Source organism: Mesorhizobium sp. B4-1-4 (assembly GCF_006439395.2).
In the GTDB taxonomy this organism is placed as follows: Bacteria; Pseudomonadota; Alphaproteobacteria; order Rhizobiales; family Rhizobiaceae; genus Mesorhizobium.
This window is the reverse complement of the sequence record NZ_CP083950.1, coordinates 879,604-892,713: the sequence shown is the minus strand read 5'-3', so window position 1 is coordinate 892,713 and position 13,110 is coordinate 879,604. Positions and strand designations below refer to the sequence as shown.

Below are 13,110 nucleotides of genomic sequence, written 5' to 3'. Positions count from 1 at the left end.
CTGCCGTCGCGCGCCTTTTCGTGTGTTGACGCCCCGGACCGATGCCTGGCTCCTTTGAGCGTGCCGCCGGTTCCCTCCGGCAGCTGGTGGCAGGAGACTAGACAGGAGGTAAGCTCTTTTCAACCGAGTACTGATTGACCCTAAGTCAATCCCCGCAATCACAGAAGCAACCGCTAAATTAGAAATGGCTTTTTCAATCGTGCGCAGCCGCCGGTTGTACCCTGAGTTTTCGCTTTCTGCATGCGAAATTTGGCATGCTCGGCACCATGGTTGAGAAGCTTGTTTCCAAGGTCAGATGGCGCGAGTTCCGAACAGATGCTTCGGAGACCTCGGCAGTCGAGTTCGCTGTGCTATCACCGCTCTTCATCCTTCTCCTGCTCGGGATGGTTGCATATGGCATCTATTTTGGGGCCGCCAACTCAATCCAGCAGATCGCGGCAGACGCCGCCCGGACGGCCATCGCCGGGTTGAACCAGACCGAGCGGCAGACGCTCGTGGCCAGCTTCCTGACAAACAACGCCGGCGGCTATCCCTTCGTCGATGCCAGCAAGCTGACCTACCAGGCCAATGACAGCACCGCCGACGGGAGCCAGTTCGTGGTGTCCATCCAGTACGATGCACGCAACCTGCCGATCTGGAATCTTTTCCCGGGCATAGCCATGCCGGGGACCACGATCACGCGCCAGTCAACGATCAGAGTTGGGGGTATCTGAATGCCGTTGCGTCGGCGCACGAAGGTGGTGCGGCTTTCCCAGCGTATGCTTGCCGACAAGAAGGCGAACTTCGCCGTCATGACGGCATTGAGCGCACCGGTCGCGCTGGCGCTGGCCGCGGTGGCCATCGATGAGGCCTCAATCTACACCGAGCGCCGGCAAGCCCAGGCGATGGTCGACCTGGCGGCGATCACCGCCGCCTCGAACATCAACAATATCAACACGGCGGTCGTCACCACGCTCACCGACAACGGCATGCTAGGTATCGTCGTTCAAGCTTCGGGCCAGACCATTCCCCCGGCTGTCGATAAGACAGTGGTGACGGTCACGCAAGGCCGATATGCCTCGTCAACCGCCAATGTCGGCCAGCGCTTCCAGGCCGGCGTGACACCCTATAATGCAGTGCGCGTCACGTTGACGAAAATCCCCGCCCGCTACTTCGCCAGCTCGCTTTTGCCCACTCCGGTCATCGGCACCCAAGCCACCGCCAGCATGACGCCGCAGGCGACATTCTCGGTCGGATCCCGACTGCTCAGCGTCAACGGCGGCATCCTCAACGCTCTTTTGAGCGGACTTCTCGGCGGCAACATCTCGCTCAGCGTCATGGACTATAATGGGCTGATTTCGGCCGATGTCAGCGTGCTTTCCTTCGTCAGTGCGCTCGCCACACAACTGAACATCACGGCCGGCACCTACTCCGACGTCCTGGCCTCGAAAGCGACCGTCGGCCAGATCGCCACCGCCATGGCCAATGTTCCTGGCCTCGGCAATACCGCCAAGGTCGCGTTGCAGATCATCGCCTCCAAATCGACCGGTACCGTCAAGATCCCGCTCAGCAGCCTTGTCGACCTTGGTTCCGTCGGCAGCCTCGGCCTCGGGCAACAGCCGTCCGGCCTTGGGATCGACGCAAGCGCCATGGGAATGCTGACCGCCGCGGCCGTACTCGCGAACGGCACCAACCAGGCCGCGGTCGATCTCGGCGCCACCATACCGGGGCTGCTCTCCACCAAGCTCAGCATTGCCATTGGAGAGCCGGCGCAATCCTCGCCCTGGCTCGCGGTCGGCGGCATCGGCACTATCGTGCGGACCGCCCAGACGCGCATCAAACTCACGGCCTCCGTCGGTATCGGCACGCCCGGCCTCGCCGGCGGCATCAACCTGGTCGCCGTCAATCTGCCGCTCAATGTGGAAGTCGCCTATGCCGAAGCCAAGCTGACCGATATCACCTGTCCGACAGGGCCTTCCAGCATCAACGTCTCCATCGCCGCACACCCTGGCATTGCCCAGTTGAACCTGGCCAACAGCAACAACCCCTCTGGTTTTGCCGACTTCAGCCATCCGCAGACCTTCACGGATGCGGACATCGCCGATGTGAAGCTGCTGTTGATACCGCCGATCCAGGTGATGGGGTCGGCCGCGACCGCGATCACCAACAACAGCCCGCAAACCCTGACCTTCAACGCGACCGACATCGCCAACAAGACAGTCAGGACTGTTTCGACGCGCAACATCTCGCAGTCGCTCACCACGTCACTGGTCAACAACCTGTCGCTTTCGGCCAATCTGCTTGGTCTCGGGATCGATGCGACCGCCCTGCTCGGAACGGTCAAGCCGGCGGTGGCGGCTTTGCTTAACACCGTGACAGCGCCCGTCGACGACTTGCTTTACAATGTGCTTTCGGCACTGGGTGTCGGTGTCGGCCAGGCCGACGTGCGCGTCACCGGAGCGACCTGCGGGCGGGCGGTGCTCGTTCAGTAGAGCTTTTCGGCCAAGCGGGTCGCTTGAAAGACGGTCGAACCGCGATCAGTCAAGCCGACCGAGGAAACAGCCGAGCGCCGGCAGCGCGAGCGCGTTGTGCTCAACGTTTGTGGCGCCGCCCAAGACAGCCGTAACAGTTCCGATATCCGACGGCACCGGCCAATTCGCCGGCTCCCCGGCGAAATTGAAGACACAGAGCAATCTCTCCTCGCCGCCTTCGCGGATGAAGGCGAGCACGTCGCCCTCTGCGTCAAGAAAACGGATCGAACCGCCGACCAGCGCCGGATGCCGTTTGCGCAAAGCGAGCGCTGACCGGTAGGCGGACAGCACCGATTGCTCCTCGCGGTTCTGCACATCGACCGCACGGGCACGATGGCTTGCCGGCACCGGCAACCAGGGCTTGCCAGTGGAGAAACCAGCATTGTCGGCGCCAGCCTCCCAGACCATCGGCGTGCGACAACCATCCCTGCCCTTGACACCGGGCCAGAAGCGGATGCCAACGGGATCGCGCAGATCCTCATAGGCAAGCTCCGCCTCATCGAGCCCGAGTTCCTCTCCCTGGTAGAGGCAGATCGAACCGCGCAGGCTGCACAGCAACAGGATCGAGAACCTGGCCACCATGTCGGGATCGCCGCCCGGCCGTGTCCAGCGGCTCACATGGCGCACCACATCATGATTGGAGAACGCCCAGCAGACCCAGCCATCGGCAACCGCGCTTTCAAAAGCCTCGACACAGCCGCGCACATGCGCGGCCGAAAACTGCGGACCGAGCAGGTCGAAAGTGTAGCACATCTGCAGCTTGTCGCCGCCGGATGTGTAGGCGGCGAGCGTCTGCAGCGAGCGTCCTTCATCGCCGATTTCACCGACAGCGGCGCGGCCCTGATACTCGTCGAGCAGCGCCCTGAAGCGCCTGAGGAAGGCAAGGTTTTCCGGCTGCGACTTGTCGAACAGATGCTCCTGATAGAGATAGGTGTTGGTCTCGCCATTGGTGCCGGCGACGCTCGACGCCAGAGGCGGGTTGCTGCGCAGCCAGCGGTCATGGACATAGTAGTTGACCGTATCCAGCCGGAAGCCGTCGACGCCACGCTCCAGCCAGAAGCGCACCGTGTCCAAAAGCGCATCCTGGACATCCGGATTGTGGAAATTCAGGTCGGGCTGCGAGGCGAGGAAATTGTGCATGTAATATTGCCGGCGGGTCGAATCCCACTCCCAGGCCGGCCCGCCGAAGACGGACAGCCAGTTGTTGGGCGCGTTGCCATCGGGTTTCGTATCGGCCCAGACGTACCAGTCTGCCTTGGGATTGTCGCGGCTGGCTCGGCTTTCGACAAACCATTCGTGCCTGTCGGATGAGTGCGACAGCACCTGATCGATGATGATCTTCAGGCCCAGACGGTGCGCTTCGGCGACCAACCCGTCAAAATCCTCCAGCGTGCCGAACATCGGATCGACGTCGCGATAGTCCGATACGTCATAGCCCATGTCGGCCATCGGCGACTTGAAGAAGGGTGATAGCCAGACGGCATCGACACCGAGCGAGGCGATATGGGCAAGCCTCGCCGTGATGCCCCTGAGATCGCCGCTGCCGTCACCGGTCGTGTCCTGGAAGGAGCGCGGATAAACCTGATAGATGACGCAGCCCCGCCACCATTCGGCCCCCTGCCCGGCATTGTTGTCGGCCATCACGAACCCTTCCCGGCGCGGCCCATTACGTTCCGACGCTCAATCATGAAACCGACACCGCGGCCCGGCAGCGGCCGCGCGAGGTCGATCGTCTGCGTTTCCATCGCCGGCAGCCATTGGAACCCGTCGCGCGCAGGCAAGGTGAAGACGCATTGGCGACGATCGCCGTTGATCATGACGGCAAAGCGGCCGCCCTCAGGATCGCCCAGCAGCATGACGAGGCGATGCCGGGCGGGATCGCTCCAATCCGCCTCGGCAAGCGCCACGCCGGTTTCGGTCAGCCAGGCGACGTCGGGAACGCCTGGAGCACCGGCCGGCTCTCCTGTCAGGAAATGCGTGTCCGACAACGCCGGGACAGTTCGGCGCAGCGCTGCGAGCGCCGAGGTGTATTGCTCCAGCGCCTGGTCGCGGCCTGCCCAGTCGAGCCAGGTGATGGCGTTGTCCTGCGCGTAGGCGTTGTTGTTGCCCTTCTGGGTGCGGCCGAATTCGTCGCCGGCGGTGAGCATGATGGTGCCGCGCGAGGCAAAAAGCGTGGCAAGCAGCGCGCACTGATCGTCGAAGCGCGCCCTGGTGATCGCCGTATTGTCGGTCTCGCCTTCGGCGCCATTGTTCCAGGACAGGTTGTCGTTGTGGCCGTCGCGGTTCTGCTCGCCATTGGCTGCGTTGTGCTTGCGCTCATAGGCGACGATGTCGGCCAGTGTCATGCCGTCATGGGCGGCGATGAAATTGACCGCGCGGCCGGTTGGCTGGCCGGTCCTGCCAAAAATATCGGACGAGCCGGCAAGCCGCGTCGCCAGCGGTCCAACCGCGCCGGCATCGCCACGCCAGAAGCGCCTGACATCGTCGCGATAGCGATCGTTCCATTCCAGATAGCGCGCCGGAAAATTGCCGAGCTGGTAGCCGTCGGGACCGATGTCCCAGGGTTCGGCGACCAGCACGCGATCGGCCAGGACGGGATCTCCGGCGATCGCCCCGAGCAACGGCGATGCGGGATCGAACGCGCCGTCGACGCGCCCCAGCACCGGCGCCAGGTCGAAGCGAAAACCATCGACGCCGGCGTGGCGGACAAAATGGCGAAGCGTGTCGAGCACCATCTGCCGCACGACCGGACGGTCGCACGCAACCGTGTTGCCGGTGCCGGTGTCGTTGACCAGCCTGCCATCCGGCTGGTGCCGGTAATAGGCCTGATTGTCGAGCCCGCGCAGCGACAGCGTCGGACCCAGCCGGTCGCTTTCACCCGTATGGTTGAAGACAAGATCGAGAATGGTGCCGATGCCGGCCTGACGCAGCGCCGCGACGGTCCCGCGCAATTCCGCCAGGCCGCCGGGCGCTAGGCGCGGGTCGAGCGCCATGAAGGTCACGGGGTTGTAGCCCCAGGCGTTGTTGAGGCCCAGCGGCGGCAGATGCCGCTCATCGATCGACGCCGTCACCGGCATCAGTTCGACAGCTGAGACGCCAAGCCTTTGCAGATGTTCGATGACAGCCGGGTGGGCGAGCGCCGCGACGGTGCCGCGCTGCGCCTCCGGCACCTCAGGGTGCAGCTTGGTGAAGGCGCGCACCGGCACTTCGTAGATCAGGCCACCCGGACGAAACAGCGGCGGCAGGATGGGCATAGCCGTGGGCAAGGCCTTCGCCACGGTCTTGGGCATCAGCGGCGCGGTGTCGGCGCCCTCATTGCGCCGCGCGGCAAGCCGCCAGTGATAGGCATAAGGCCGGTCGATTTCGAGAGCGTAGGGATCGGTCAGCAGCTTGTCAGGGTCGAACCAAAGCCCCCGCTCTGGCGCATAGTCGCCATCGGCACGGAAGCCGTAGCGCGTGCCCGCGGCAACGCCAGAGACAAAGAGCGCATGGAACCCCTCGTCTTCCGGCTTCAGTTCCAGCCGGTCGAGTTCACGGTTTCCCCGGTCGTCAAAGATCGAAACCCAGAGGCGGCGGGCCGATGAAGACCATGCGGCGAAGCGGATGCCGTCGCGGGTGACGCTGGCGCCAAGTTGGGTCACTGGAAAATATAGCTCAGGTTAGCGCGAGACACCCCCCTCTGCCCTGCCGGGCATCTCCCCCTCAAGGGGGGAGATCGCACTGCCGTACTGATTTCAGCGACGGCAAACGCAGCATGAGGAACGAGACGCTGAACCTGCCAATCTCCCCCCTTGAGGGGGAGATGGCCGGCAGGCCAGAGGGGGGTATAGCGCCCTACGCCCGTCATTGTCTCACCTGGCGCCTTGCGAGAGCTATGAGCGCGCGCCGCCACCCTCAAGTAATCACGCTCGGCTTGTTGCGGCCGGTGTGGCTCTTGATCCCGGCGATGTCGTCGGCCGCGGCGATGAGGTCGGCGAGCGCTTCCTGCGTGTCGAGATCGTGCCTGGCCCTGTCCGGCTCGTAGCGCTCGATATAAACCCGGATCGTCGCGCCCGAGGTACCGGTTCCGGAAAGCCGGAACACGACGCGGGAGCCGCCTTCGAACAGCACCCTGATGCCCTGGTGCTCGCTGGTCGAGCCATCGACCGGGTCGTGATAGGCGAAGTCGTCGGCATTGGCGATCTTCAGGCCACGCACGCTGGTGCCGGGCAGCGAAGCGAGCTTGGCGCGCAGTTCGTCGACCAGCGCGTTGGCCCGGTCGCTCTCGACCTCCTCATAATCGTGGCGCGAATAGTAGTTGCGCCCATAGGTCGCCCAGTGCTCGGTGACGATCTGCTTGCAGCCCTCGCCGCGCGCGGCAAGGATGTTGAGCCACAGAAGCACCGCCCATAGGCCGTCCTTTTCACGGACATGGTTGGAGCCGGTCCCGGCACTCTCCTCGCCGCAGATCGTCGCCATGCCGGCATCGAGCAGATTGCCAAAGAACTTCCAACCGGTCGGCGTCTCATAGATGCCGATGCCGAGCTTGTGGGCGACGCGATCGGCCGCGCCACTGGTCGGCATCGAACGGGCGATGCCCTTCAGCCCGTCCTTATAGCCCGGCGCCAGGCGGGCGTTGGCGGCCAGCATCGCCACCGAATCGGACGGGGTGACGAAAATGCCCTTACCGATGATCAGGTTACGGTCGCCGTCGCCATCGGAAGCGGCGCCGAAATCGGGCGCGTCCGGTCCCATCATCTCATCATAGAGATGCTTGGCATGGACGAGGTTCGGGTCCGGGTGGTGGCCTCCGAAAGCCGGAAGCGGCTTGAAGTTGCGGCAGGTGCCGTTGGGCGCGCCGAGCCTGTGTTCGAGGATCTCCTTGGCATAGGGGCCGGTCACCGCATGCATGGCGTCGAAGCGCATGCGAAAGCCCGACTTGAACAGTTTGCGCAGCGCGTCGAAGTCGAAGAGGCTTTCCATCAACTCGGCATAGTCGGCGACGGGATCGATGATCTCGACCGTCATACCGGCGGCCGTGACCGTGCCGATCGTGTCGATATCGATCAACTCGATGTCGGATATCTTGAAGCTCGATATCGCCTTGGTCTTTTCGAAGATGGCGTCGGTCAGCTTTTCCGGCGCCGGGCCGCCGTTGCCGGCATTGTACTTGATGCCGAAATCCTCATGCGGGCCGCCAGGATTGTGGCTGGCCGACAGGATGATGCCGCCGAAGGTCTTGTATTTGCGGATGACATGCGAGGCGGCCGGCGTCGACAATATGCCGCCCTGCCCGACCATCACCTTGCCGAAGCCGTTGGCGGCGGCCATGGCGATGGCCTTCTGGATGACCTCGCGGTTGTAGTAGCGGCCATCGCCGCCGATCACCAGGGTCTTGCCCTTGAAGCCGTCGAGCGCGTCGAAGATCGACTGGATGAAGTTCTCGGCATAGTGCTCCTGCTGGAAGACAGGCACCTTCTTGCGCAGGCCCGACGTGCCGGGTTTCTGGTCGGAATAGGGTTTGGTGGGGACGGTCCGTATCATGCTTCAAGCAACCCTTTTCGAAAGCAGAAGGCGATAGAGTTCAACGTATTTTTCCGCGCTTCGATCCCACGAGACATCGCTCTTCATGCCCTGGCGCTGGATGGTTTCGAACGCCGCGGGATTGGCGTGGGCGTCCGCCAGGCGGCGGATGGCGTGCAGCATAGCGCCGCCATTGTTGGGAGCAAACTGGAACCCGGTCGCCACGCCGGCCGCCATCGCTGCCTCATTGGCATCGATGATGGTGTCGGCGAGGCCGCCGGTGCGGGCGACCACGGGCACACAGCCATAGCGCAGACCGTAGAGCTGCGTTAGTCCGCAGGGCTCGAAGCGTGATGGAATGATGATGGCATCGCAGCCGCCCTGCATGATGTGCGACAGCCCCTCGTCATAGCCGACGACCACGCCGATGCGGCCGCGGTGGCGCGCCGCGGCGGCGAGCAGCGCACCTTCAAGGCCGGCATCGCCGGAGCCCAGTACGGCCAACCGCGCGCCGGTCGCGACGATGCCGTCGACCACCGTCGCCAATATGTCCATGCCCTTCTGCCAGGTCAGGCGGCTGACGACGCAGACGATCGGGCTGTCATCGCGATCAAGGCCAAACCGCTCCTCGACGGCCGCCCTGTTGGGCGCCCGCGCCTCGAGCGTTCCAGCCGTATAATCCGATACCAGATGCTTGTCGGTTTCCGGGTTCCAGATCGCGGTGTCGATGCCGTTGACGATGCCGTAGAGATCGCTGGAGCGCATGTTGATCAGGCCATCAAGGCCCATGCCGAACTCCGGCGAGCGGATCTCCTGCGCATAGGTCGGGCTCACCGTGGTGATCGCCCAAGCGGCCTGCAGGCCGGCCTTGAGGAAGCCGACGCCGCCATAATATTCGACGCCGTCAAGCGCCATCGCCGCTGCCGGCAGGCCAAGTTCCCCGAAAATGCCGGCGCCGAACTGCCCCTGGAAGGCGAGATTGTGCACGGTCATCATCGACGGCGTGCCGACCGCCTTGCCGTAGCGCATATAGGCAAGCGTCATCGCCGACTGCCAGTCATGGGCATGGACGATGTCGGGCAGGTAGCCGGAGATGGCGCCGCCAGCGATATCGGCGCCGGCCTGGCTCAGCGCCGCGAAGCGCCGCCAATTGTCCGGCCAGTCCGCACCCGAGGCGTTGCCGTAAGGACCGCCGGGACGGTCGAACAGGTGCGGCGCGTCGAGCACGAAAAGATCGAGCCCAGCGAGTTGGACGGCATGGACCGAAGCCTTGCCGCCCTGCAGCAGCGGATACTGGTAAACGGCCTTACGTTTCTTGAAGGCTTCCATCACCGCAGGAAAGCCTGGAATGAGCGTGCGCATGGTCACGCCCTTGGCCGCCAGCGCGATGGGCAGCGCGCCGGTCACGTCGGCAAGCCCGCCGGTCTTGATCAGCGGAAATATCTCGGGCGTGACCGACAGAACCTGCATGCGTCTTTCCGATCCTGTCCAACTCTTCGTTTCCAAGCAAATTCCGGGTTTCCAAGCAATTCCGGGCGGAAAACCGTTTCACACTTTTCCTGGAATTGCTCTAGAGCCCCAGTTTGTTGATCATGTCCTGCGTGATCAGGCAGATGCCCTTTTCCGAGACGCGGAAGCGCTTGGCGTCGAGCACGGGATCCTCGCCGACCACCAGCCCCTCCGGTATTCTTACACCGTGGTCGATGACGACGCGCTTCAACTTTGCGTTCCGGCCGACATGAACGTCGGGCAGCATGACGACCTCTTCCAACGTCGAATAGGAGTTGATGCGCGCGCCGGTGAAGATCAGGCTTTTCTTCAGCGACGCGCCGGAGACGATGCAATCGCCCGAGACCAGCGACGACACGGCCGAACCGCGCCTGCCATCCTCGTCATGGACGAATTTTGCTGGCGGCTTCAACTCGGCATAGGTCCAGATCGGCCAGTCGCGATCGTAGAGGTCCAGTTCCGGCGTCACGTCGGTCAGGTCGATATTGGCTTCCCAATAGGCGTCGACCGTTCCCACATCGCGCCAATAAGCTTCGTTTTCGGCGGTCGAACGCACGCAGGACTTGGTGAAGCGGTGCGCGATCGCCTTACCGTGCTCAACGATATAGGGGATGATGTCCTTGCCGAAATCGCGGCTCGAACCCGGCTCGGCGGCGTCGCGGCGCAGCTGTTCCATCAGGAACTTGGTCTTGAACACGTAGATGCCCATCGAGGCCAGCGCATAGTCCGGCTTGTCGGGAATGCCCGGCGGATCGGCCGGCTTCTCGATGAAGGAGATGATCGTGTCCTTGGCGTCGACATGCATGACCCCGAAACCGGTCGCTTCCATACGCGGCACTTCGAGGCAGCCGACGGTGACGTCGGCATTGGCGTCGACGTGCTGGCGCAGCATCATCTCATAGTCCATCTTGTAGATGTGGTCGCCGGCGAGAATGACCATGTATTCCGGCCCGTAGGCCTCGATGATGTCGATGTTCTGGTAGACGGCGTCAGCCGTGCCTTCATACCATTGCGTTTCCGACACGCGCTGGCTCGCCGGCAGGATGTCGAAACTCTCGTTTCGTTCGGGCCGCAGGAAGTTCCAGCCCCGCTGCAGGTGGCGGATCAGCGAATGGGCCTTGTACTGCGTGGCCACGCCGAGGCGGCGAATGCCGGAGTTGAGCGCGTTGGAGAGCGCGAAGTCGATGATGCGCGTCTTGCCGCCGAAATAGACCGCCGGCTTGGCGCGCCGGTCGGTCAGTTCCTTGAGACGGCTGCCGCGTCCGCCAGCCAGTACATAGGCCATGGCATCGCGCGCCAGCGGCTGGGTCCGTTTCAAGTCTGCCATTCTACCCTCCCAAGTTACTCAGTCTCGCCGTGGCTCAGTCGGCAGCGAATTCAAACATGATCGTCGACAACGGCGGCAGAAGCATCGTTGCCGAGATGCCCGTGCCCTCCTCCCTCGCCTCGACCATGCCGCCATTGCCCATGCCGGAGCCGCCATATTCGGAAGCGTCGGTGTTGATGATCTCGCGCCATTTGCCGGCCTTCGGCAGCGGCACGCGATAATTGTCACGCGGCACCGGCGTGAAGTTGGAGATGACAGCCACCGGGTTGCCGTCAGGCGCGTTGCGTGCCCAGGCAAAAACCGAATTCTGGCTGTCGTCGACGATCAGCCAGGAAAAGCCCTCCGGCTCGCAGTCCCGGCCATGCAGTGCCGGCCGTGAACGGTAGAGATAGTTGAGATCGCGCACCGTCTGCCAGACGCCGCGATGCGGGCGGAAATCCAGCAGGTTCCAGTCGAGCGCGCGCGCCTCGCTCCATTCGCGGCGCTGCGCGAATTCCTGACCCATGAACAAGAGCTTCTTGCCGGGATAGCCCCACATGAAACCATAGTAGGCGCGCAAGGTCGCGAATTTCTGCCAGTCGTCACCGGCCATCTTGCCCAAGAGCGTGCCTTTGCCATGCACGACCTCGTCATGCGAGAGCGGCAGCACGAAGTTTTCCGAGAAGGCATAGACCAGGCCGAAGGTCAGGTCGTTGTGGTGGTGCTTGCGGAAAATCGGCTCCTTGGAAAAATACTCCAGCGTGTCGTGCATGAAGCCCATGTTCCACTTGAAACCGAAGCCCAGCCCGCCCTCATGGACCGGAGACGAGACCTTCGGCCATGAGGTCGATTCCTCGGCGATGGTCATGACGCCGGGATGGTGGCCGTAGAGCTCCTTGTTCATCTTCTGCAGGAAGCTGACTGCCTCGAGGTTCTCGCGACCGCCCTTCTCGTTGGGGATCCATTCGCCCTGCTTGCGCGAATAGTCGAGGTAGAGCATCGAGGCGACCGCATCGACGCGCAGACCGTCGACATGGTATTTTTCAGCCCAGAACAGCGCGTTGTTGACCAGGAACGACATCACCTCGCGGCGGCCGAAATTGTAGATCGCGGTGTTCCAGTCGGGATGAAAGCCCTTGCGCGGATCGGCATGCTCATAGAGGGCGGTGCCGTCGAAATGGACCAGGCCGTGCTCGTCGACGGGGAAATGCGCCGGCACCCAATCGAGGATCACGCCGACGCCGGCGCGGTGGGCGCCATCGACGAAGCGGGCAAAGCCGTCCGGATCGCCAAAACGCGCCGACGGCGCGTAGAGACCAGTCGTCTGATAGCCCCAGGAGGGATCATAGGGATGTTCGGAGATCGGCATGAACTCGATATGGGTGAAGCCGGTCTCGACCACATAGGGGATCAGCCGGTCGGCCAACTCATCCCATGACAGGAACGTCCCGTCGTCGCGACGCTGCCAGGAGCCGGCATGGACTTCATAGATCGAGATGGCCTCGCGTCGGGGATCGGCATTGCGCCAGAACGTGCGATGCGCCTCGTCACCCCATGAATGCGACGGCGGCACCGCGGTCACCGACGCCGTCGCCGGGCGCAGTTCGGACTTGAAGGCAAACGGGTCGGCCTTGAGCGGCAGCCTGACCCCATCGGGGCCGATAATCTCGTATTTGTAGGGCCGACCGGCACCGATATCGGGAATGAACACCTCCCAGATGCCGGTGTCGCGACGGTCGCGCATCGAATGCCGGCGGCCGTCCCAGTCGTTGAAATCGCCGACCACCGACACGCGCCGAGCGTTTGGAGCCCAGACGGCGAAGTGCACGCCGGTGGCGCCCTCGTGCTCGATGATATGCGCGCCAAGCTTGTCGAACAGCCTGAGATGCGACCCCTCGGCGATATAATAGTCGTCCATCGGCCCCAGCACCGGGCCGAACGAATAGGGATCGGTCAGCCACCAGTCGCCGCCGGCGTTCCTGGCGTGATAGCGCAGCGGCTGCCGCTTCTTGATCGACAGCTTGCCCTCGAAGAAACCGGCATCGTCTCGCCTGGACAATTCGCCTGCCTTGACGCCGGTCAGCGTGTAGGCGGTGACGAGTTCTGCATGCGGGACGAAGCAGCGGGCAAACAGGCCCTTGCCGATCTCATGGACACCAAGGACCGCAAACGGATCTCCGTGCGTGCCGGCGACAATTGCCGCAACATCGCTGGCTGGCGCCAGTCCGTCCGGCCCGCTTGTCGCCGCGGTCGCGCTCGGCTTCCTCATCAGGCAGTGTCCCT

The 13,110-nt window shown here is 63.4% G+C and carries 8 protein-coding genes; 2 read left to right on the top strand and 6 right to left on the bottom strand.

Features of this window, described 5'->3' with window-relative positions; all coding sequences use genetic code 11:
* Positions 1-266: 266 nt before the first annotated feature.
* Together FJW03_RS04070 and FJW03_RS04065 are read left to right on the top strand one after the other, a co-directional pair.
* Entirely contained in the window at positions 267-713 is a 447-nt protein-coding gene (locus tag FJW03_RS04070) for a TadE/TadG family type IV pilus assembly protein (protein ID WP_140761509.1), read from the top strand.
* Positions 714-2,471, top strand: a complete 1,758-nt coding sequence (locus tag FJW03_RS04065) for a TadG family pilus assembly protein (protein ID WP_140761303.1) — start codon at positions 714-716, stop codon at positions 2,469-2,471. It begins immediately after the preceding gene.
* A 45-nt stretch (positions 2,472-2,516) separates the two neighbouring features.
* On the opposite strand, the gene FJW03_RS04060 is transcribed toward FJW03_RS04065, so the two are convergent.
* From FJW03_RS04060 to glgB, 6 genes are all read right to left on the bottom strand, one after another.
* Positions 2,517-4,151 carry an alpha-glucosidase family protein gene (locus tag FJW03_RS04060; RefSeq protein ID WP_140761306.1) on the bottom strand — a complete coding sequence of 545 codons (1,635 nt, stop codon included), beginning with the start codon at positions 4,149-4,151 and terminating at the stop codon, positions 2,517-2,519.
* Positions 4,151-6,151 carry a glycogen debranching protein GlgX gene (gene glgX / locus FJW03_RS04055; RefSeq protein ID WP_140761309.1) on the bottom strand — a complete coding sequence of 667 codons (2,001 nt, stop codon included), beginning with the start codon at positions 6,149-6,151 and terminating at the stop codon, positions 4,151-4,153. The genes FJW03_RS04060 and glgX overlap by 1 nt, the downstream gene beginning before the upstream one ends.
* 253 nt (positions 6,152-6,404) lie before the next feature.
* Entirely contained in the window at positions 6,405-8,033 is a 1,629-nt protein-coding gene (locus FJW03_RS04050) for an alpha-D-glucose phosphate-specific phosphoglucomutase (protein ID WP_140761312.1), read from the bottom strand.
* Between the two features lie 3 nt (positions 8,034-8,036).
* Positions 8,037-9,482: a glycogen synthase GlgA gene (glgA, locus tag FJW03_RS04045; RefSeq protein WP_140761315.1), complete on the bottom strand. Its 1,446-nt coding sequence runs from the start codon at positions 9,480-9,482 to the stop codon at positions 8,037-8,039.
* A gap of 100 nt (positions 9,483-9,582) precedes the next feature.
* On the bottom strand, positions 9,583-10,848 hold the full coding sequence (glgC, locus tag FJW03_RS04040) for a glucose-1-phosphate adenylyltransferase (RefSeq protein WP_140761318.1): 1,266 nt from the start codon (positions 10,846-10,848) through the stop codon (positions 9,583-9,585).
* Positions 10,849-10,882: 34 nt separating this feature from the next.
* A complete protein-coding gene (glgB, locus tag FJW03_RS04035) occupies positions 10,883-13,096 on the bottom strand; it encodes a 1,4-alpha-glucan branching protein GlgB (RefSeq protein ID WP_140761322.1) in 2,214 nt (737 codons plus the stop codon).
* Between the last annotated feature and the right edge of the window lie 14 nt (positions 13,097-13,110).